Genomic DNA, 21,519 nt, shown 5'->3' with positions numbered 1-21,519 from the left:
ATTTTTGATCAAATCGATTATGGTTGATCTATTATTCGTTGAGGATGTGAATATACATTGAATGATTTTCCACGTATGAAACCAACTGTAGTGATATTTAAATCTTCTGCAAGTTTAATGGCTAGATCTGTAGGAGCAGACTTGGAAAGAACAATCCCAACTCCAATTTTTGCAGCCTTTAATAAAACTTCAGAAGAGATTCTACCACTGAATACTAATATTTTATCTCGAACGGCTATTTTGTTTATTAAGCTATATCCATATAATTTATCAAGGGCATTATGTCTTCCAATATCTGCTCGATCAATGATTATTTTATTAGGGGTACAAAGTGCTGCATTGTGCACACCACCCGTATTTTTAAAAACATGACTGTTTTCCTGCATCATAGTCATAAGGAGAATACATTGGCTGGCATGAATGGTCGTTTTTATCATCGATGTTTTAGCTGTACGAACATCGTTTTGAAGATAAAACTGTCTACTTTTCCCACAGCAAGATCCGATAAAACGTTTAGAAAATTGCTTTTGGCTTGTATCGATCTTTGATTTTAACTTTACGTAAGCAAAGCCTCCATTTTCATCTATACTTAAGTCTGTAATATCATCTTTGAAAAAAATGGCACCTTCTGAGCCTAAAAAGCCTACGACGAGTTCCTCTAAATGAGTAGGTGTACACACCATTGTGGCAAATTCTTCTCCATTGATGAAAATGGTTAGGGCAAATTCTATTACTATGTCATCTTCGAAATCTTTTAATCTACCATCTACATATTTCAAAATAGGCCTTTTTTGGCTCATATTCTGATCCATATCATCACACCCAATGTATAGTTAATAATAATTAGTAACATCTAAACACAAACAATTTGATAAAACAAGTGACAAAGTTTAATGATATTTTTTAAATATTTAAAAAAATGTTGAAAATGTAAGCATTTTCATGCTATTATTCTAACAAGTTCACAAGTCTGTAACATAAATTTGATACGAGATAGCGATCCTGTCTTCGGTTATATTTATGAAGGGATTTGGTAAAAGATTTTAACTGTTGGGCCAATAGTAGCGAATCCTGCTGTTTCTTAACCGTTAATCTTCAAAAAAGGAAATGCTTTTTGCATTTTTTTTGGAGGTTAACGGTTTTTGTTTGGAAAAAATAGAAGAGGGCGTGGAAATCATGCAACAAAAGACTAAGAATAGATGGTTCATTGCAGCTTCTGCTGTAGGAATTCACATTTCAATTGGATCAGTATATGCGTGGAGTAATTTTACAACTCCACTAATGGAAGAGTTTGGATGGACAGCAAAGCAAGTGCAATTCACATTTAGTTTAGCTATTTTATTCTTAGGTTTATCTGCAGCTTTTATGGGACACTTTGTTGAAAAGCATGGACCGAAGAAATCGGGGTTAGTTGCTTCGCTCTTCTTTGGCATTGGTATCGTTGGATCCGGAATAGCAGTTAATGTAGGTTCTTTAAATTTACTTTATTTGTTCTATGGTGTGTTTGGTGGAATTGGGCTTGGCGTTGGGTACATTGCCCCTGTATCAACCCTCGTAAAATGGTTTCCAGATCGCAGGGGACTCTCAACCGGTCTTGCCATCATGGGATTTGGTTTTGCCGCTGCAATAGCAAGTCCAATTATGAATGACCTGATCACTAGCGTAGGTATTGCAAATACGTTCTTTATTCTTGGGGTTTCCTACTTTATTATCATGTCTTTATCTTCTCTGTACTTAGCAAAACCAGCTGAAGGGTGGCTACCAAAAGGATTTAGTGCAAGTGGGAAGAAAATTGCCCAAGATTTATCTCAATTAACGGCGAATGAGTCAATAAAAACGAAACGGTTTTATTACTTATGGATTATGTTATTTATTAACGTAACATGTGGGATCGCAGTTATTTCGGCTATGAAACCACTTGCAGTAGAAAGTATTGGATTAACAAAAGAAGCGGCTGCTGCATTGGTAGGTGGTTTAGGTATTGCGAATGGACTTGGACGAATTGGTTGGGCATCAATTTCAGACTACATCGGAAGAGCAAATACATATACAGCGTTCTTTTTACTTCAAATTCCCATCTTCTTCTTCCTGCCTAACATTACGACACAATCCATTTATGCGGTAATGGTTGTGATTGTATATGCATGCTATGGTGGAGGATTTGCTTCTATCCCTGCCTTTATTGGAGATTTATTCGGAACGAAACAACTCGGAGCCATTCATGGTTATATTTTAACCGCTTGGGCGGCAGCGGGGCTTGTAGGACCGCTATTTGCGGCTTATATCAAAGACTCAACAGGAAGCTATGCAGGGAGCTTGACGTTCTTTGCAGGATTGTTTGTTGTCGCCTTGATCGTTTCTCTATTAATTCGAATCGATATTAATAAACTACGTGCACAGAATAACAAAAAAATGAAAAACACAGTTGCCAGCTAAGGATAAATATTCTAATATTCTGAAAGAATGTGATAAAATATTTATACACATAACTGTTTTAGCAGGGGGACCCAATGAATAAGTATGAAGCAGAATTCAGCAACTTAGTCCGATCTTTCAGAAAAAAGCATATGGGAAAAGGTCCAAGTAAAATCAATACGACATTCTGTAAAAATTGGGCGATTTGTGAGATGGAAGGGAATCTGTCACCTGTTGAAAAATTCATTTCAGGAACAGATAAAGGAAAGCAAATTCTAAAATCTGCCCGAACAGAAATGGTTAAGGACTTGTACCGGAAAAATCCTCCTAAAGAAATGGAAGAGTTTCTTGGATGTGCCTTTGTTGATTTATTCGTAGACATAGATATTGATAGAGATTTCGGAATGTCTATTTTCATCTTTAATGAAAACATTGAAATGAAGTATTGCAAATAGAATAACAGGTTTGGCACTTGGTAGCGTCCCTGCTAAAGACTTGACCACCGTATGATTTTTCTGTGGGGAAATTACGGTGGTTTTTTATACGTTCATGATAGGAAGCTCAAGAAGTAAGGAGTGATAGTAAATGGGAGAGACAAAACATCCGGGACCACAAAAGAAACAGAAAAAGCCAGATCCGACATTATGGGTAAGTCCAATTCCGTTTGGACTAGGAAAAGTAAAACCGAAACATATTCGGGATACAATGAAAGTCGCTTGGGATAACCGGGATAATATGGGGTACGCTACACGAATTCTAACAGAGGGGGTATGTGATGGTTGTGCTTTGGGTGTATCAGGGTTATATGACCAAACATTGACGGGTCCCCATATTTGTACAACACGGATGAATGTTTTAAGACTGAATACAATGCCTGCTATAAAACCAGAAATTTTACATGCAGATATTGACGAGCTACGTCAATACGATAGCTTAGGTCTCCGTAAATTAGGCCGTATCCCTTATCCAATGATTCGCCGAAAAGGAGAACGCTCCTTTACAAGGATTTCATGGGATGAAGCGATGGATATGATTGCTGATAAAATGAAAGCTCTTGATCCAAAGCAATATGCGTTTTATTTAACTTCTAGAGGGATTACGAATGAAAGTTACTATGTAGCCGGAAAAGTATCTCGCTTCTTAGGGACCAATAACATTGATAATGCCAGTCGCATTTGTCATTCCCCGTCGAAAACAGCCTTAAAACGATCAATCGGTGTAGGAGCTTCTACCTCGAACTATTTAGATTGGATCGGAACAGATGTCATTTTAGTATGGGGTAGCGTCGCATCGAACTCATCTCCTGTATCGACTAAATATATGCTAGAGGCAAAGAAAAAAGGCACAAAAATCATCGTGATCAATCCGTATAAAGAACCTGCAATGGATCAGTATTGGATTCCATCAAATGTAGAGTCGGCTCTTTTTGGAACAAAGATTGCTGACGATTGGTACCAAGTGAATATTGGTGGAGATATTGCCTTTATGCACGGCATTATGAAGCACTGGTTTGACATGGAAGAGAAAGAACACGGCTTAGCAATTAATCATCAGTTTGTGAACGAGCACGTGAATGACTATGAAGAATTGAAAAAGAAAGTACAAGGGCAATCCTGGGAACAAATCATTGAATCATCCGGCATTACACAGGAGCGAATCGTTGAACTAGCAGAACTACTAGCAAAAAGTGAAAATGCAGTGTACGTGTGGGCTCTTGGTTTAACTATGCACTCATTTGCAACGGATAACATATCACAAGTAGCAAACCTAGCACTTCTACGAGGACACTTAGGCAGAAAACACTCAGGGCTTATGCCGTTTCGTGGACACTCCAGTGTTCAAGGAAGCGGGGAGATGGGGGCAGACCCTTTTGTTCTTCCAGGCGGAGATTTTTCTGGTGAAAACATTGATCGCATTGAAAAAATATGGGGATTTGAATTGCCAAAATGGCAAGGGGATGTGGTCGGGGTCACACTTGAAAACATATTACTACCAGGTGACCATGAGAGTAAAATTAAACTTTATTACATGAGCGGAGGTAATTTTCTAGAAACAATGCCAAATCCTGATTTTATTGAAAAGGCTTTAACAGAACTGGAAATCCGAGTTCACCAAGATATTATTTTAAACACCTCGACATTGCTGGATGCAAAAGAATCCGTCATTATTCTTCCTGCGAAAACACGCTATGAGCAAGAAGACGGAGGGACGAGTACATCGACAGAACGTATGGTATACTTCTCACCTGAAATTAAAGGGAATAAGAACCGAATTGAAGAGGCTCGAGCTGAATGGAAGATTTACATTGATCTAGCAAAGCGTGTGAAGGAAGAAGCAGCTCAATTAGTTGATTTTAAAAGTGGTCAAGAAATTCGAAATGAAATCGCTCAAGCGAACCCAAACTATAATGGCGTTCAGCACCTGAAAAAGAAAGGTGATGTATTCCAGTGGGGGGGAGCCTGGTTGTGTGAAGGCGGCATTTGTCCGACACCAGATGGAAAAGGGAACCTGATTTCAGTTGATATCCCTGATTTAAATAAAAAGCCTAACCAGTTCTACTTAACAACACGAAGAGGGAAGCAGTTCAACTCAATGGTGTATAAAGAAGTGGATCCATTCAACAATGCTGAACGTTATGATGTTTTAATGAATAAAGACGATGGCTATGAATTAAGTGTTGCTGAAGGAGAAGGCATTGTACTTTACAATAGATATGGTGTTTTTCAAGGTCGTGCGAAATTCGTTGATATTGCTCCTGGAAACGTAGAAGTGCATTTTCCAGAAGGAAACTGTTTGCTTCCCAAAGGAAGATATGAACAATTTGCAAAAATCCCTGATTACAATATTGCCATAACAGTTGAGAAAGCAGATCGTTACACTGCGAAAAAAGATGTGAATTACTTAGAAAAAAGAGTTGAAGATTTAGAAATGGAAGTCAACTAGTCCTATCCAATGAATGAATTCGTTCATTAATGGTATAGATTCGAATCCTATTTAGGTTAACATAACCACAATAGGATTCATTTTTTGAAAATGAATGAAGAAATGTACTATTTTCTTTTATAATGAGAAACTACTTTTAAAGTTAAGATGCAAAGTTGCGGCTTGTTTTACCCAATGAACATTTACTCGAAATGCAAGAAGCGAATACCCAAATTTGGTACCTATAGTAGAAAGGAGGAAGTGAAGTGAATGATCGATATTCACGCCAAGTTTTATTTCAATCGATTGGTGAAATGGGACAAAGAAAGATAAGGCGGAAGCACGTGTTGATTTTAGGCTGCGGAGCACTTGGCACTGGAAATGCCGAGACGCTTGTTCGTGCTGGTATAGGAAAATTAACCATTATAGATCGAGATTACGTAGAAAGTAGTAATCTTCAAAGGCAGCAATTATTTAGGGAGCAGGATGCAATTGACCAAATGCCGAAAGCAATTGCGGGGAAATATAGGCTTAATCAAATCAATTCTGATGTTCAAATTGACGCTTATGTAATGGATGCAACAGCTGAAAATCTTCTTCCTCTTTTAAAAGGTGTAGATCTAGTAATCGATGCGACAGATAATTTTGATGTGCGTTTTATGATAAATGATTTGCTTCAAAAACAACAGATTAATTGGATATTTGGATCTTGTGTTGGAAGTATGGGAATGAGCTATGCCATCATACCTGGACGCACGCCTTGTATAAATTGTATATTACATACCATGCCGCTTTCCGGGGCAACATGCGACTCGGTTGGTATTATTTCTCCGGCCGTTCAGATGGTGGTTGCTCATCAAACTTCAGAGGCTTTAAAATTCTTAGTAGGAGACCATAAGTCATTAAGGTCGCGTCTGGTAATCTTTGATCTTTGGAATAATCAATATCAAACCATTAAAGTAGACAGGGCAAAAAAAGAAGATTGCCCAACATGTGGAGTAAATCCAAGCTTCCCGTATCTGAAATATGAATCCAAAACAAAATCAGAAGTATTATGTGGTAGGAATACGGTCCAAATACGTACTGGTCATGAGTTTCACTTAGAAGATTTGGCTACTCGATTACAAAAGCTTGGCCAAATTAAGAAGAATCAATACTTAGTTTCGCTAGAATATCAATCCCACCGATTTATGTTCTTTAAGGATGGCAGAACATTAATTCATGGTACAAATTCAATCGATAACGCAAAAAAAATGTATTATCAAATTATGGGGTAAGGAGGGGGACAGCCATGGTGAAAAATAGAAGACCCATTGAAGTTCGTGAAGCAATCGAACAAGTAATGAAATTTGCAAAATCTGGAAGTGTGGATTTTGTTCCAATTGAACATGCAAACGGACTTTTTTTAGGCAGTGATCTTCTTGCTGATCACGATGTACCAAGCTTTAATCGATCTCCATATGACGGTTTTGCCATTAGATCCATCGACACACAACAAGCTTCAGCAGATCATCCAATTGAATTAAAAGTAGTGGGTGAAATAGGAGCGGGAAGTATATTTACAGATACACTTCAGCCAAGAGAAGCGGTACGAATTATGACAGGTGCACAAATCCCTGAAGGCTGTGACGCAGTCGTAATGCTGGAACTAGTAAAAGAGATGAAAAAAGATGGGGGTGATATCATTCAACTCAAACGTTCCTATCTTCCTGGTGACAATATTTCCTTTAGAGGGGAAGATACGAAACAAGGTACTGTACTTGCTCAAAAGGGGACCTATATTAATCCAGGTATCATTGCCTTACTCGCAACCTTTGGTTATAAACAAGTACCCATCAGTAAAAAGCCTAGGGTCGGTGTGATTGCAACGGGGAGTGAGTTGTTACAAATCGATGAGCCACTTGAGCCAGGTAAGATTAGAAATAGTAATGCTTACATGGTGAATGCGCAAATTGAACGTGCTGGAGCGATACCGATTTATTTTGGTCAGTTCAGTGATCATTTTGAAACATGCTATGAGAAAGTCAAAGAGACCCTTTCAAAAGTGGATTTCTTAATCACAACGGGTGGCGTTTCTGTTGGAGACTATGATTACTTACCTGCAATCTATGAGAAATTACAGGCGAACATCTTATTTAATAAAGTAGGGATGAGGCCAGGGAGTGTCACAACGGTTGCCGAGAAAGATGGGAAATTATTGTTTGGATTATCAGGAAACCCATCTGCCTGTTATGTTGGATTTGAGCTGTTTACTAGACCAATCATTCGTACCTTTCTGGAATGTGAAAATCCCTTCTTAAAAAGCGTAACAGCAACCCTTGGTTCAAATTTCTCAAAGCCAAACCCTTTTGATCGATTCGTTAGAGGATACTTATCATTTGAAGACGGTGAGGTTACTGTTTTTCCAAATGGACTTGATAAATCAGGTTCTGTCGCTTCACTAGCGATGACAAATGTATTCATCGTTTTGCCTGGAGGAACGAGGGGGTTCGAAAAGGGAATGAAAGTGAAAATCATTCTACTGGATGATCAAGGGGGATCAGCATCTCTTTCGTTCATAGATCAAAAGAAGAGAAATTCATACAGAAAGGAGAATAGTAGTGAAAGAGGAGCTTTTTAACATAATAGATGAACCAATTGAGCTTCAAGAGCTGGTTGATAAAGTCACGAGCAGAGAGGCTGGAGCCGTCACAACATTTATTGGAACCGTTCGTGAATGGACAAAGGGAAAAAGAACGGTTTATTTAGAATATCAGGCTTATAAGCCAATGGCTATTAATATGTTAAAAACGATCGGGGATGAAATCCAATCTAAATGGCCAAAAACAAAAGTCGCCATAACACACCGTGTAGGACGATTGGATATTTCTGATATTGCTGTGATCATTGCCGTTTCATCTCCACACCGAAAAGCAGCATATGAAGCGAATGAATATGCCATTGAACGGATAAAGAAAATTGTCCCGATTTGGAAAAAGGAGCATTGGGAAGATGGAGAGACCTGGATTGGCGATCAATTAGAAAATGTTCCCTTCCCTAAAGGGAAACCTATTATAAAGGGTGAATCAAGATGATTACAGTGTTACTTTTTGCTCATTTACAAGAAGAGGCAGGAACCGCTCGTTTGACATTACAATTAGATGAGTTAACGATTAGCGAATTAAAGATAGAGCTACAAAATACATATCATTTAACACGTATGGATCATGTGATGATAGCGATTAATGAAGAATATGCTACAAATGAAGATAAGATACAATCAGGAGATGTCGTTGCATTGATTCCACCTGTAAGTGGTGGATAAATTGGGGGTATAGTCATGTTAAAAGAACATCGCAAAAAGTCTCCTGAGATCGTTCATTGTGCAGTTATGACAATAAGCGATACGAGAAACAAAAATACTGATAAAAGCGGAAAACTTCTACATGAATTATTGGAAAGAGACAACCACAAGGTCATCCATTATGAAGTTGTCCCAGATGAAAAAAATAGTATAAACTACATGATTAAGCGTTTTTTGGAGAATGAGAAAATTGAAGTAATAATTATTAATGGTGGGACGGGGATAGCAAAGAGAGATGTGACGATTGAAGCTGTCAAGCCATTACTAGATAAAGAGATACCTGGTTTTGGAGAACTATTCCGTTATTTAAGCTATGAGCTTGAGATTGGTTCTGCAAGCTTTCTTTCCCGTGCCATTGCAGGAGTCGCGAATCAAAAAGCCATCTTTTCCATTCCAGGTTCATCCGGTGCGGTAAAACTTGCAATGGATAAATTAATCCTTCCAGAACTAGGTCATATGGTCATGGAAATCAATAAAGATTTATAGAATAAGGGATGAACAAATTGAAACGTATCATGGCATCTTTTTTAGTGCTTTGTCTGTTAATAATGGTTGGGTGTAGTGATAGCAAGAAAGGAAGTAACAAGACAATCAAAATAACAGTCTCAGCAGCCTCCAGTATGACAGAAAGTTTAAATGAATTAAAAGATATGTTTGAAAAAGAGCACCCTTCCATTACTATTACCTATAATTTTGGTGGGACGGGAACTTTACGAAAACAGGTTGAGCAAGGAGCACCAGTTGATTTATTTTTTTTAGCATCCAAAAAAGATTATCAACTCCTTGAAAAAGGTGGGTATATACAGAAAGGTAACCCGATTTTTGAGAATCAGTTGGTTATCATTAAGCAAGAAGGAACAGGTATAGATAGCTTCAAATCTTTTCTGAATACGAATGAAAAGGTTGCAATAGGAACTCCTGAAGCTGTTCCAGCAGGAACTTATTCAAAGCAAATGCTCAAGTCAATCGGTGCGTGGGATAAACTAGTCAAAGATAACCGCCTAGTATTTGCTAAGGATGTTCACCATGTTCTCAATTTAGTGGAAACAGGAGCTGTGGATATAGGGTTTGTTTACTTAAGTGACACATTACAAGCTACAGACATAGAGATTATGAAGGAAATAGATTCTAATTTACATGGACCTATCAAATATTACATGGCTATGATGAAAGAACAGGAAACGAATCAAGAGGCAGTTGAAACCTTTTATCAGTATGTATTATTGGATAAAGGTTTAGAAGTATTTGAGACATATGGTTTTCAAACGAATAAAGATGAAGAGAAGTCGGAGGAATCATAATGGAATGGTCATGGTTTCCCGTGCAATTATCTATCATTGTCGCTTTAACTGCGACAATGATGACTCTCATAATCGGAATCATCACTGCTTACTGGATCGTTACTAAATCGATAAAAGGAAAAGCCATAATAGAAACCATTTTCTTTTTGCCGTTAGTCTTACCACCTACCGTCATAGGCTTTCTTCTGATTGTTGTATTTGGAAAAAATAGTCCCCCAGGGCAATGGATCGAGTGGTTAACGGGAAGAAGCCTATTATTTACGTCAACTGCCGCCATCATAGCAGCTACCATTGTTGCTTTTCCATTAATGTATCAGTCAGTCAAAACGGGTTTTTTGTCAGTGGATCAACAGATAATCTCCGCTGCAAAGGTTGATGGAGCTTCGGGTTTGCAGCTGTTAACAGTCATCATTTTACCGTTATCGATACGGGCGATTATCACAGGAATGATACTTAGCTTCACAAGGGCATTTGGAGAATTTGGAGCTACTCTAATGTTTGCTGGAAACATTCCAGGAAGTACGCAAACCATCCCAGCGGCTATTTATCTCGCGCTGGAAACTGGAGAGACTCAGATTGCTTGGTATTATGCTTTGATCAGTATAGGATTTTCATTTATCCTCTTGTTTTCTATCAATCGAACGAAGAGGGATTCATAATGTATTTACTTGGGAATATAAGTAAAAGGACAGGGGGATATCATTCCTTGTCCTTCTCCATGCGCTTATAATCTCCATTCTTGCCACCGCTTTTTTCAAGTAAGTAAGTAGGTCCAATGATCATGCCCTTGTCCACTGCTTTACACATATCATAAACGGTTAAAGCAGTAACGGAAACGGCTGTTAATGCCTCCATTTCAACACCAGTACTTCCTACGGTTTTCACTTCAGCCTCAATTACTAATTCAAATCGATCATGTGGAATAGGCAGCCACTTGAAGGAAAGGTCTACACCATTTATCGGGATGGGGTGACACATCGGAATGATGGAAGATGTTTGTTTAGCCCCCATTATTCCAGCAATTTGGGAAACTCCTAAAACGTCTCCTTTTTTATTATTTTGATGGATAATATTCTCATAAACGCCTTTCGTCATTTGAACACTCGAACGGGCAATCGCTTTTCGAGAACTTTCTTTTTTTTCACTAATATCAACCATTTTGGCTCTGCCGTGATCATTAAAATGCGAGAAATGACTCATATTATATCATCCTTTATTATAGAAGTAGTTTTAGTTTCATCCTATCACAAGAAGAACACGTAGGAGAGGTTTAAGTGTTAATATTTCAAGTTGTCGGTTATAAAAAAAGTGGAAAGACAACATTAGTCAGTCAACTCATTCAATTTTTTTCAAAAAAGGGACTCAATGTTGCAAGCTTAAAGCATCATGGACATGGAGGAACTCCTGCATCTGTGGAAGTGACAGATACTGCAAAACATGAGAAAGCAGGAGCTGTCATGACGGGTGTTGAAGGTGAAGGAGTATTACAGCTGACCGTTAAGAAGTCTTCATGGAGATTAGATCAGATTTTCGCTTTTTATCATATGATCGATATTGATTTACTGATCATAGAAGGGTTTAAGGAACATGATTTTGATAAGGTAGTGTTAATAAGGGATGAAAGAGACCTTGCTTTGTTAAAGCGTCTATCAAGTATTAAAGCCATTATGACAGCATTACCTCTACGAGAAGATGACTATGAAATGCCGATATTTAAGCCCAATGAGAATGAAATGTTTTGTGAGTGGTTAGTTGGCAGATTAGGTGATCTATAATGGAAAACAGTACCAAAAAGGGGTTGCGTTTATGGCAAGCAGGTTTGCCGGAATTGTATTAGCAGGCGGCGAGTCAAGACGATTCGGCTCCCCGAAAGCATTTGCCAAAAGAGACGAAATACCTTTCTATCAATATTCAATCGATGTATTAGCCCCTCTTTGTCAATTGGTTATAGTGGTGACTCGTCCTGAACTGTATCAGATGTTTGATGAAGGAGAGAAAAAGTTCAAATTGATGATCGACAAGGAACCCTATAAAGGTCAAGGTCCACTATCAGGGATATATTCTGCCATGGATGAAGTTTCAGCACAGTGGTATATAGTACTACCGACGGATGTTCCTTTTATCGAGCAATGGGTATGCCGGCAGCTAATGGAACAAATTGATTCTGAGGTGGATGCAGTTGTTCCCATCGTATTGGGAAAAGAACAACCGCTCATTGCTATTTATCATCAATCAGTTAAAGAAACGATTGAAAAACAATTATCAAGGGGCAGAAGGTCTTTAAAAAGTCTTTTTGAACAAATCAAAGTGAAGTATGTACATATAGATAAAGAACAGCCATTTCGGAATATTAATAGACCAGAAGATTTTCTTTAGACTTGAAGCATAGTTTGTTCTCGATAATAACTAGTTGGAAAAACAAGTATTTAAAGGTCAGTATAGATAAATGGGGGAATTAGAGAGAAGTAGTAAAGGTGTATTTTATCGACGTTTCGAATGACTTTTCGTTAGTCACTGAAATTTTTGATAGTATAGGTTGTGGAGGAGTTCTGAATTTATCAGAACTCCTCCACAAGTTTAGAAAAACGAATACTACATTGGTATTGAATGACTTTCCTTATATTTTTATGAATGACAATCTATACGAAAGCTTCCTCTAATTTTTTAATCCTTCAATTTTCATCTCTTTCACTGGCAGGAATTCTTCCCCTGTATCCATGTACTTCACGTTCACCTTATCATTTTCCTTCAGGTAGATCGCAAGTAGGCTGTTTTCGGAAGAGACGATATAGTTTTTGCCGTTGTCGAGTAAGAATGATACGACCGTGTAGTCACCTGTCTTTTCTTTGTAGACACGGACGACTGTACCATTTATCTGTTTCTCCTCGGCTTTCGAGCTACCGTCAACACTTCCGCCGCCGCGTTGGAGAGCGGTTTTGTATTGCTTCAATGCCTGGTTTGGGGTGCCCGCATAGGCTGAGATTTCCGGGTTGGCTGCTGAGACGATGAAGTAGTTCTGTAAGAAACCATTCGCATCGAGCACCGGTGTCAACCAGCTTGCTTCTCCGTAGAAGTTATAAAGCACCGGCATTTCGCCATCCCATTTTTTCTCGATGAATTTCTTCTGGATGATCTGCAGGGCACCCTGGGAATCCATGTACGATTCTTCAAGATTTCCTGTGTAGAACGTAGCTTCTCCCGTCCTAGAGTTCGTTAGGGAGTAGCCGAGCATGGAATCGACGCCTTCTTTTGGCGAGGTGAAATCGGTGAAGTAGTACATGTCACCATTTTCGTCAAAAATAGGGCTCACATTGGCTTCGGTCCCTTCATCAGAAGGAAGCTTGACGTCTGATTTACCGAAGCGGCTGTTCCAGAATCCTTGAACGTAGTTACCGAAATAACTGTTTTGGAGGCTGACGGTTTCCGGTGAAATCGCGCCGTCAATGAAATCCGGGACTTCATCGATTTTGTATGACTTGGTATCACCGGATTTCGGATCTACCATGACGATTCCCTTCGCTTCAAATCCGTTACGTGCGGAAATGAACTCACCGAACGTCCGAATATAGAATGGCTTTCCTTCGTCATCGATTTCAAGCTGAACATCGCCATTGAAGATCTGCTTCGGATAGTTCAAGCGGATGTGTCGCTCGATTTTTTTATTAAAGAAAGCAGAAGGTGTGTAGGCCATTTCTTCTTTGATGAATTTAGGGTTTGATGATGAGTCAGTGGCACTTAGCGTGAAGTAACCAGGTGTTTCATCCCCCTTGAACCATTTGAAGAATCCTGAGAATTCAACTGGTGCAATGTAGACGTACTCGCCATTGACCTTTTGAATCTGCAGTCGTCCAAGCTCATAGTAACTCGTATTCGGAACCTGACCGAATGCTTTCTTCATCCTGTTCCGGGCGAATTGTGGAGGTACGCTTGCCGGCGTTTCCTTCTCATCAAACGCTTCGATTTCCGTTTTTACGTCCATTTTCGCTGATTCAAATTTCTCATCGGCGTTGAACACAAAAGCAGTCAGGAAGTAAGCCCCGACGAGGAGACTTCCAAGGAACAGTGCACCCTTCACCATTCGTTCGGTCCCGGTTGCAAGTGTGGCGCCGAATCCTGCGGCTACGATGAGCAAGATCCACATGCTCGTAAAGTTCTGATCAAGATTTGTCATATAATAGAAGACGAATACAATGATAGTCGTGATAAGGAGGATGGCTCCGAACAGTGCTGCAAATGACGGATACCCCTCTTTTTTATTCTGCTTTTTCATGATTGCCATCGGTATGACAAGTAAGGCCATGACCAATCCGACAATGACTGAAAATAGTAATATATTTCCCATAGTGTTCCCCTTTCAAGGTTGTGTTTCTGTTTATAGTGTATATACGTATGAGGGGGCGGGGAGGTTTCAATTGATTTTGAGAATGAGTTGGGATCGTGTGTTGACTGAGTTTTCGATCGGGACAGCGGTGTGGTTTTTATTGATAAATGTAGAACGGTCGATAAAATTCAAATTCCCACAACCATCCTGAGAAAGAATACTCCTAAACCCCATTCAAAACCACAAAAAAAGCAGCCAATCCAAGATCAGCTGCTTTCCCCGACACCCAAAACCACTTCAACCCCGAAGTGATCCGAGACAACAGGCTTATTTACATCATTAAAGATGACACGGGAAGACCTAACGTCCAGATTCTCACTGGACAGAACAAGATCAATCCTTAAATCGACCTTATTCTCATCCCATCCTGCAATCTTCCCCTCAACGGTTACACCGCTGTCCCGTTCAACAGCTTCATCAAATGTATCCAGGAGTCCTTTTGAAAGAAGATAATCATACCCTTCCTCACGAACCCATGCATTATTATTGAAGTCCCCCATTAAAAAGAAGGGGGATTCAGGAGTGATTTGCTCCATCAAGGAGTCAACCTGGAATGTAAAAGGTTCCTCTTCGTCCGTCCACCAGCCTAGGTGGCAGGAGTAGAAGGTGAGGGGCTTTCCTTCATACGAAATCGTCGCCCCTATAATCTTACGGGTTTTCCAGTAGGATTGGTCGTGACTTTTTGAGATGAAGAAGCGGTGTTCTTCTATGACCGGGTGCTTCGTTAATATCGCCACGCCTTCTTCGTACACGTCGTACCCGATATGTGCGAAGTCCCAGACGAGTGTGTAATCCGTCACGCCGCGTTTCTCCAGCTCCCCAAGAAGAACGAGGGCAAAATTGTCTTTTTTAACTAAACCCTGGGAAGGTTCACTTTCGATCAGCTGACTGACTTCCTGGAGGGCGATGACATCGTAGGATTTCTCCGCGATTTCCTGCGCCAGGATCGAGATTTTTTCGAGTTGGTTGTCTTCTTGCCATGAGTGACAATTCAAAGTGAGTAATTTCATGTATCACGCTCCCAGTAAATCTTGAATGTCAGACTTGATGACGTCTGCTTTCGGACCATAAATGGCTTGTACACCTTTGTCTTTCAGGATGAGTCCTAATGCTCCGTTTTTCTTCCATTCCTGTTCAGTTCCAACAAGGCTTGTGTCTTTTACAGTTACACGAAGACGGGTCATACATGCATCCACGTCTACGATGTTTTCTTTACCGCCAAGCATGGCAACGACTTTCGGAGCGATGGAATCGGCACTTACGGTACCGCCGCCTGTTGATGCTTCATCTTCAATGTAGTTTCCGTTACGACCCGGCGTCGGGAAGTTGAACTTTTTGATCAAGAAGTTGGCAACCGTGAAGTTAAGGCCAAAGAATACGATACAGGCAACGACGAAGTTCAGAAGGTCTACCCACAGACCGGCTTTGATGATCATCGGAACACGAGTCAGAAGCTCGATGGATCCGAATGAGTGAACGCGGATGTGAACGATATCCACAATCGCGAAAGCAAGTCCCGTCATGATTGCATACACAACATATAAAAGGGGAGCTGCGAACATGAACATGAATTCGATAGGCTCTGTAACACCTGTTAAGAATACGGCTAAACCAGCTGACAGGAACATAGATTTGTATTTTTTCTTTTTGTCTTTATCCACATTTCGGTACATGGCATAAGCGATACCGATCAAAGCAGCTGTGGATAAAATCATTTGACCTACTTTGAAGCGGGCAGGTGTGACGTCATTTAATAACTGTTTGTAGCTTTCAGTATCTCCTGCAGCCAGGAAATTATTTAAGTCAGCGATCCATGCGAGCCACAGTGGATCTTGACCGGCAACCGTCGAACCTGCACCTGAACCTGTCAGGATTTTGTACGTTCCGCCTAGTTCCGTGTAGTTGATTGGAACCGTTAACATATGGTGGAGACCGAATGGTAATAGTAAACGCTCTAATGCACCGAATACGAATGGTGCAATGATCGGTGCTGTGTTTCTTGATGTGGCGATCCATTGACCGAAGTCATTCAGCAACCCTTGGATGAATGGCCATACAATCGCCATGATGACAGCGATGACGATGGATCCCACAATCACGACAAATGGTACGAAACGTTTTCCGTTAAAGAAGGAAAGGGCATCCGGTAATTTACTGTAGTTATAATATTTGTTGAAAAGATTGGCTCCCAGGAAACCTGAGATGATTCCGACGAATACACCCATGTTTAAAGCAGGAGCACCAAGGACCGATGTGAAATAATCTGAAACGACTAATGTTTGTCCGAATAGGGAAGAGACAGTTGCTTCGGGATCCCCAAGCATATCTCCGTTAACCCCAAAGATCGCGCCTGTAATACGGTTGATGAGAATGAAAGCGATCAGTGCAGCGAAAGCTCCTCCTGCACGTTCTTTCGCCCACGAACCCCCGATGGCTACGGCGAAGAGGATGTGGAGATTGGTGATGACTCCCCAACCGATATCTTCCATTACTCTTGCAACCGTTTGCACAAATGTGATGTCTCCGCCCATCATCGCAATCAACTTACCAAGGGAAATCATGATCCCTGCAGCTGGCATGACTGCCACAACCACAAGCAACGCTTTCCCGAATTTCTGCCAAAAATCGAACGACAATAAATTCTTCATAAACCCGTTTCCTCCTTTAATATCAATCTATTTGTCTATATATTTTACATTGAATGACATGTGTGCGTTTACATTTCAAATGAAAATGAAATGCTGATTGGTGCGTCTTCATCATTAGAGTGATATGTAATATGAAAATAGATGCAACCGTTTGCACTAACTAAACACATTTTATGATATCCCTTTCAAGAAAGCAACAACAAAATATTATTTTAGTAAAATATAATTAGTTGGAGGGACGGACCTTGGTAGGGAAGGTGTGTTTCAGGGGATGTGGATAACTAGACTGGTTGTTTAGTAGCGGGAGGAATGGGAGGGAGTAATGTACTCTGGGGGATTGTGGATAATTTTCAGGGGAGAAAATGGTGGACCCATCGGGGATGGAATAAGGGTGTGGATAAGTCTCAGAGGATCGCTGGACTGTCATTCTATTTCAATCATTGCAATTAAATCCTTGACGAATTTATCGCCACTAAACATTTCATAAAAAAACATCCAACCTCTCAAGATTGGATGTTTATCACATTACTTCAACAATCGCAGACCATTTAAGATAACCAAGATCGTACTTCCTTCATGCCCGATGACCCCATAGGGCAGATCCAGGATTTGCAGGAAGTTCGAGGCGATCAACAGCATAATCACAACAATCGAAAACACTACGTTCTGTTGCACGATTCGCTTCATCTTTTTAGATAGTTTAATAGCTTCAGCAATACGGGTGAGATCATTTTTCATTAACACGACGTCGGCTGTTTCCAGGGCGACGTCGGTTCCTTCACCCATGGCGATTCCGACGTTGGCCGTTGCAAGTGCCGGTGCGTCGTTGATTCCGTCCCCGACCATTCCAACCGTGCCGAATTGACGCTTCAGCTTTTTCAGTTCGTCTACTTTCGTTTCCGGCAGGCACTCAGCAATGAAGGAAGCGACCTTCGCTTCTACTGCAATGGCATGAGCTGTCTTCTCATTGTCCCCTGTCAGCATGATGGTTTGGACCCCTTCATCTTTCAGGAGTTGCAGAGCTTTAATTGTTTCTTTACGCACGACGTCTTTCAAAGCGATCAAAGCGACAATTTCATTCTCTTTGGCAACGAAGACCGTTGTTTTTCCTTCGGAAGCGATTCGTTCAAAGGCACCATCCATAAATTGTTGTGCTAACACTTTATCCACAAAATCTGCTTTCCCGATTTTCCATTCGGCTCCGTCCACAAACGCTTTGACTCCCCAACCGGATACGTCTTCAAGGGAATCAGGCTGGGAGAGTTCCAGGTTTAATTCGCGGGTTGCGTGGCGAACGATGGCTTGAGCAAGTGGATGATTCGACTGATTTTCAATCGAAGCAACGGTGGCCATGACTTCACGTTCATCCGCATGATCCGCAACCACTATATCCGTTACGACGGGCTTCCCTTTCGTCAACGTTCCTGTTTTATCAAAGGCAATGGCTTTAATGTTGCTTAAGTTTTCCAAGTGTGCGCCGCCTTTAAAGAGAATTCCGTGACGGGCACCGTTTGAAATGGCCGATAAACTCGCTGGCATGATCGCTGCAACCAGGGCACAAGGTGAAGCAACAACGAGCAGGACCATTGCCCGGTAGAATGTTTCCGTCCAGCTCCATCCGAGTAGGAAATGAGGCAGGAACATCATCAGGAAGACAACGGCAAGCACGACTTTTACATAGGTTCCTTCAAAGCGTTCAATGAACTGCTGAGAAGGCGATTTTTCGCTTTGCGCGGATTGCACGAGATCAATGATTTTTTGGAAAAGTGTCTCGCTGCTTGGTTTGGTCATTTTAATGTTGATGGCACCATTGATGTTGACCGTACCAGCGAACACTTCATCTCTTTGACCTTTTGTTACAGGGACTGCTTCTCCGGAAATGGCTGCTTCATCGATGGACGTTGTTCCTTTTACGACAACACCGTCTGTTGGCACGCGTTCTCCTGGTTTAATTAAAATGTGGTCACCGATTTCAAGGCTTGAAACGCGGACTTTCTTTTCACCAGAGCCTGTCACAAGCCATGCTTCTTCTGGCTGCAGCTGCATGAGTGCGGAAATTTCTTTCTGACTTTTGTTCATCGTATACGTTTCAAGTGCGCCACTGACTGCGAAGATGAAGATGAGGATGGCGCCCTCTGTCCAGTACCCAATGATGGCAGATCCGACTGCGGCAAATATCATCAGCATTTCTACATTCAGTTCTTTGTTTTCAATGGTTTCTTCGATTCCTTCTTTGGCTTTCGCGAACCCGCCGATGGCAAAGGCGAGGAGATAGAAGATAGTGCTTAAGGTGGAGTCATCGTTTGACGTCAACCACCCCAGTAAAATAAACACACCGCTGACCAGCGCGGCAATCAATTCTGCATGAGGCTTTATTTTTTCAAAGAAGTGTATTTTTTCATTTGGTGTCCCCATGGTTAAGGCTTTGGATTGTGAACTCATAGCGTATTCCTCCTTCAGTTAAATGAAAATATGAGATTCTCATTGAGAATAATAATCAACGTCATTACCCCTATAAAACGACGAAAGCTGCCACCAATGAAAGGTGACAGCAAAACTGCATGTGCTCTTAGATGATTTTATATGAAGTTAGTAATTTATAATTATTATAATCTAATCCTATCACATGTATATGATAATGGAAAGAATTTTGTGCTAGTTATTCTGGGTTATTTCTCCTCGTCGATTCTGGATGGAGAAGACGAGTAGGCTCACAAAAATCATCAGCATCATACATGCGATTAAATAGAAGAAGCTTGAGCCTTTGAACCAGTCGATGGTGATCCCGCCAACGAATGGACCGATCATACTCCCGAAGCTGAAGAAGATTCCGCACATGATGTTCCCGGCAGGAAGTAATTCTTTTGGGAGAAGATCCGTCATATAACTAATACCGAGTGAAAAAGTCGATCCGACGGCCATCCCCGCTAAAGTAAAGCATATAAATAAGCCCATGGTGGACTCCGCCACGATTCCTGCAGCCGAAAAGCAGAGGAATCCAATCATCATGACGATGAGCAGGACATTTTGTCTTCCGTATTTGTCACTCAGAATCCCAAGTGGTACCTGGGATATAATACTTCCCACGGCAAAAGCAGGCAGGAGGATTGCGACCGCTTCAATCGAAAGACCGTTTCGAAGGGCGAACACAGGGAAGTTTCCATTTAATGAAGCTTCCAGGAATCCATATCCTAATGGGGGCAGTAGGGCGACCCATGCATATTTGAGAACCTTTCCGAAACGCTGGAACGATCCCAGGAACGAGGCACTGCCGATATTTTGCTGATCGGGGAATTCGTTTTGTAATTTAAAGACGAACATCCACACTGTCAGGCTTAATAAGGAAGAGATGATGAATGGCAATGCTTGATGGATGGTGATGAGCTGTGTCATCATCGGTCCGACGGCAAAACCGACTCCAAAAGAGACCCCGTAGATGGATATGTTACGTCCGCGATGTTCTTTCGGTGAAAACGATGTGATCCATGTCTGGGTGGCGAAGTGGAGCATGTGATCGCCGATTCCGATGCAAAGACGCAGGAAAAACCAGAACCAGAAGGATTTCCAGACCGGGAACAGTAAGAGTGACGCTGCGACCACGATTCCTCCGATGATGATCATCGGCTTGTATCCGATTTTCTGAAGTGGTCTTTCCATTAAAGGAGAGGCGAGTAAGATTCCGATATATAGGGCGGTTGCGTTTAATCCGTTCAGGGAGGAAGAAACGCCGTCTTGTTCGAATATGATGGCGATTAACGGCAGGAGCATCCCTTGTGAGAATCCGGAAATCGCGACGATTCCGACAAGGACCCAAAAACGGAAGGTTAGTGTTTGATTCATTTGCAAAAACTCCCAATCATTGATAATAGCTTCTTTGATGGTACCCCCTATTTCATTGTTTGGCAATACGAAACGAATAGAGTAAAATCAAAACATCTACTAACATAATAAGGAAGGAATGATATAAAAATGGAATTTAACATGCAAGAAGGTGGATTTTACACAGATTTAGGGTTTGGCAAGTTGGAAGTTTCGGGTAACGAAGAGTATGGCTTTCGTCCGTTCCAATTATTGGTATCTTCGGTGGCAGTGTGCAGTGGGGGAGTGCTCCGAAAAGTCCTTGAGAAAATGCGTATCGAATTTGAAGACATCCATATCAAAGCCGACGTAACCCGCAACGAAGCCGAAGCAAATAGAGTCGAAGCCATCTCCCTTCACTTTACCATCAGAGGGACGGACCTCGACAAAAACAAAATCGAAAAAGCCATGAAGCTCACCCGCAAAAACTGCTCCATGGTCCAATCCGTACAAGACAGCATCAAAATCGAAGAAACGTTTGAGTTATTGCAGTAAAGCGATGAGGGACAGCGATGAGGGACGGACCTTCAAGGAGAATAAGACCTATTAATATCAAGGTTTATATCCAGATGAAGGTCCGTCCTTCAGTGCAGTAGAGTAGTGAGGGACGGACCTCTAACTGAGCATAAAACCCAATAAATCAAGGTTCTC

At 41.0% G+C, this 21,519-nt stretch carries 20 protein-coding genes; 13 read left to right on the top strand and 7 right to left on the bottom strand.

All coding sequences use genetic code 11. The annotated features are described in order from the left end of the window. Positions 1-17: 17 nt before the first annotated feature. On the bottom strand, positions 18-812 hold the full coding sequence (fdhD, locus tag F0342_RS01840; protein ID WP_149154352.1) for a formate dehydrogenase accessory sulfurtransferase FdhD: 795 nt from the start codon (positions 810-812) through the stop codon (positions 18-20). Between the two features lie 364 nt (positions 813-1,176). Here fdhD and F0342_RS01835 point away from each other — a divergent pair, with 364 nt between their 5' ends. The 10 genes from F0342_RS01835 to modB all read left to right on the top strand — a co-directional run bounded on the left by F0342_RS01835 (position 1,177) and on the right by modB (position 10,640). Further along, complete coding sequence (locus F0342_RS01835; protein ID WP_149154351.1) at positions 1,177-2,436, top strand: L-lactate MFS transporter; 1,260 nt, start codon at positions 1,177-1,179, stop codon at positions 2,434-2,436. 74 nt (positions 2,437-2,510) lie between these two features. Continuing rightward, on the top strand, positions 2,511-2,870 hold the full coding sequence (locus tag F0342_RS01830) for a Na-translocating system protein MpsC family protein (RefSeq protein WP_149154350.1): 360 nt from the start codon (positions 2,511-2,513) through the stop codon (positions 2,868-2,870). Between the two features lie 130 nt (positions 2,871-3,000). Beyond that, positions 3,001-5,358, top strand: coding sequence for an FdhF/YdeP family oxidoreductase (locus tag F0342_RS01825; RefSeq protein WP_149154349.1), 2,358 nt, complete (start codon positions 3,001-3,003; stop codon positions 5,356-5,358). Between the two features lie 245 nt (positions 5,359-5,603). Then, entirely contained in the window at positions 5,604-6,614 is a 1,011-nt protein-coding gene (locus F0342_RS01820; RefSeq protein ID WP_149154348.1) for a MoeB/ThiF family adenylyltransferase, read from the top strand. Positions 6,615-6,631: 17 nt separating this feature from the next. Then, positions 6,632-7,957, top strand: coding sequence for a molybdopterin molybdotransferase MoeA (locus F0342_RS01815; protein ID WP_316252570.1), 1,326 nt, complete (start codon positions 6,632-6,634; stop codon positions 7,955-7,957). After that, on the top strand, positions 7,938-8,411 hold the full coding sequence (locus F0342_RS01810) for a molybdenum cofactor biosynthesis protein MoaE (protein WP_149154346.1): 474 nt from the start codon (positions 7,938-7,940) through the stop codon (positions 8,409-8,411). The genes F0342_RS01815 and F0342_RS01810 overlap by 20 nt, the downstream gene beginning before the upstream one ends. After that, a complete protein-coding gene (gene moaD / locus F0342_RS01805; RefSeq protein WP_149154345.1) occupies positions 8,408-8,641 on the top strand; it encodes a molybdopterin converting factor subunit 1 in 234 nt (77 codons plus the stop codon). The genes F0342_RS01810 and moaD overlap by 4 nt, the downstream gene beginning before the upstream one ends. A gap of 15 nt (positions 8,642-8,656) precedes the next feature. Further along, positions 8,657-9,166: a MogA/MoaB family molybdenum cofactor biosynthesis protein gene (locus tag F0342_RS01800; RefSeq protein WP_149154344.1), complete on the top strand. Its 510-nt coding sequence runs from the start codon at positions 8,657-8,659 to the stop codon at positions 9,164-9,166. Between the two features lie 17 nt (positions 9,167-9,183). Then, positions 9,184-9,981 carry a molybdate ABC transporter substrate-binding protein gene (gene modA / locus F0342_RS01795; protein WP_188048362.1) on the top strand — a complete coding sequence of 266 codons (798 nt, stop codon included), beginning with the start codon at positions 9,184-9,186 and terminating at the stop codon, positions 9,979-9,981. Beyond that, positions 9,981-10,640, top strand: a complete 660-nt coding sequence (gene modB / locus F0342_RS01790) for a molybdate ABC transporter permease subunit (protein ID WP_149154342.1) — start codon at positions 9,981-9,983, stop codon at positions 10,638-10,640. Before modA ends, modB begins: the two co-directional genes overlap by 1 nt. A gap of 40 nt (positions 10,641-10,680) precedes the next feature. On the opposite strand, the gene moaC is transcribed toward modB, so the two are convergent. Continuing rightward, a complete protein-coding gene (gene moaC, locus F0342_RS01785) occupies positions 10,681-11,181 on the bottom strand; it encodes a cyclic pyranopterin monophosphate synthase MoaC (protein ID WP_149154341.1) in 501 nt (166 codons plus the stop codon). A gap of 74 nt (positions 11,182-11,255) precedes the next feature. Between moaC and mobB the strand changes: the two genes are divergently transcribed. Then, positions 11,256-11,756: a molybdopterin-guanine dinucleotide biosynthesis protein B gene (mobB, locus tag F0342_RS01780; RefSeq protein ID WP_149154340.1), complete on the top strand. Its 501-nt coding sequence runs from the start codon at positions 11,256-11,258 to the stop codon at positions 11,754-11,756. Continuing rightward, entirely contained in the window at positions 11,746-12,357 is a 612-nt protein-coding gene (mobA, locus tag F0342_RS01775; protein ID WP_188048361.1) for a molybdenum cofactor guanylyltransferase, read from the top strand. Before mobB ends, mobA begins: the two co-directional genes overlap by 11 nt. Before the next feature lie 280 nt (positions 12,358-12,637). Here mobA and F0342_RS01770 read toward each other — a convergent pair whose 3' ends face one another. The 5 genes from F0342_RS01770 to F0342_RS01750 form a co-directional block, all read right to left on the bottom strand. Continuing rightward, positions 12,638-14,323, bottom strand: coding sequence for a hypothetical protein (locus F0342_RS01770; RefSeq protein ID WP_149154338.1), 1,686 nt, complete (start codon positions 14,321-14,323; stop codon positions 12,638-12,640). Positions 14,324-14,568: 245 nt separating this feature from the next. Further along, entirely contained in the window at positions 14,569-15,372 is an 804-nt protein-coding gene (locus tag F0342_RS01765) for an endonuclease/exonuclease/phosphatase family protein (protein WP_149154337.1), read from the bottom strand. Between the two features lie 3 nt (positions 15,373-15,375). Then, positions 15,376-17,010 carry a PTS transporter subunit IIBC gene (locus F0342_RS01760; protein ID WP_149154336.1) on the bottom strand — a complete coding sequence of 545 codons (1,635 nt, stop codon included), beginning with the start codon at positions 17,008-17,010 and terminating at the stop codon, positions 15,376-15,378. A gap of 525 nt (positions 17,011-17,535) precedes the next feature. Next, entirely contained in the window at positions 17,536-19,452 is a 1,917-nt protein-coding gene (locus tag F0342_RS01755) for a heavy metal translocating P-type ATPase (protein WP_149154335.1), read from the bottom strand. A 213-nt stretch (positions 19,453-19,665) separates the two neighbouring features. Then, complete coding sequence (locus F0342_RS01750) at positions 19,666-20,850, bottom strand: MFS transporter (protein WP_149154334.1); 1,185 nt, start codon at positions 20,848-20,850, stop codon at positions 19,666-19,668. Positions 20,851-20,979: 129 nt separating this feature from the next. Here F0342_RS01750 and F0342_RS01745 point away from each other — a divergent pair, with 129 nt between their 5' ends. Continuing rightward, a complete protein-coding gene (locus F0342_RS01745; RefSeq protein ID WP_149154333.1) occupies positions 20,980-21,363 on the top strand; it encodes an OsmC family protein in 384 nt (127 codons plus the stop codon). Positions 21,364-21,519: the final 156 nt, after the last annotated feature.

This window comes from Bacillus sp. CH30_1T (assembly GCF_008364765.1).
Lineage (GTDB): Bacteria > Bacillota > Bacilli > Bacillales > Bacillaceae_B > Rossellomorea.
Note: the sequence above shows the minus strand (reverse complement) of the source record. Positions and strands in the feature narration are given on the sequence as shown.

Excerpts from the sequence above, each read along its gene's own strand:
- fdhD (WP_149154352.1), bottom strand. The coding sequence starts at position 812 with ATGGATCAGAATATGAGCCAAAAAAGGCCTATTTTGAAATATGTAGAT.
- F0342_RS01835 (WP_149154351.1), top strand. The coding sequence starts at position 1,177 with ATGCAACAAAAGACTAAGAATAGATGGTTCATTGCAGCTTCTGCTGTA.
- F0342_RS01830 (WP_149154350.1), top strand. The coding sequence starts at position 2,511 with ATGAATAAGTATGAAGCAGAATTCAGCAACTTAGTCCGATCTTTCAGA.
- F0342_RS01825 (WP_149154349.1), top strand. The coding sequence starts at position 3,001 with ATGGGAGAGACAAAACATCCGGGACCACAAAAGAAACAGAAAAAGCCA.
- moaD (WP_149154345.1), top strand. The coding sequence starts at position 8,408 with ATGATTACAGTGTTACTTTTTGCTCATTTACAAGAAGAGGCAGGAACC.
- F0342_RS01800 (WP_149154344.1), top strand. The coding sequence starts at position 8,657 with ATGTTAAAAGAACATCGCAAAAAGTCTCCTGAGATCGTTCATTGTGCA.
- modB (WP_149154342.1), top strand. The coding sequence starts at position 9,981 with ATGGAATGGTCATGGTTTCCCGTGCAATTATCTATCATTGTCGCTTTA.
- moaC (WP_149154341.1), bottom strand. The coding sequence starts at position 11,181 with ATGAGTCATTTCTCGCATTTTAATGATCACGGCAGAGCCAAAATGGTT.
- F0342_RS01770 (WP_149154338.1), bottom strand. The coding sequence starts at position 14,323 with ATGGGAAATATATTACTATTTTCAGTCATTGTCGGATTGGTCATGGCC.
- F0342_RS01765 (WP_149154337.1), bottom strand. The coding sequence starts at position 15,372 with ATGAAATTACTCACTTTGAATTGTCACTCATGGCAAGAAGACAACCAA.
- F0342_RS01760 (WP_149154336.1), bottom strand. The coding sequence starts at position 17,010 with ATGAAGAATTTATTGTCGTTCGATTTTTGGCAGAAATTCGGGAAAGCG.
- F0342_RS01755 (WP_149154335.1), bottom strand. The coding sequence starts at position 19,452 with ATGAGTTCACAATCCAAAGCCTTAACCATGGGGACACCAAATGAAAAA.
- F0342_RS01750 (WP_149154334.1), bottom strand. The coding sequence starts at position 20,850 with ATGAATCAAACACTAACCTTCCGTTTTTGGGTCCTTGTCGGAATCGTC.
- F0342_RS01745 (WP_149154333.1), top strand. The coding sequence starts at position 20,980 with ATGGAATTTAACATGCAAGAAGGTGGATTTTACACAGATTTAGGGTTT.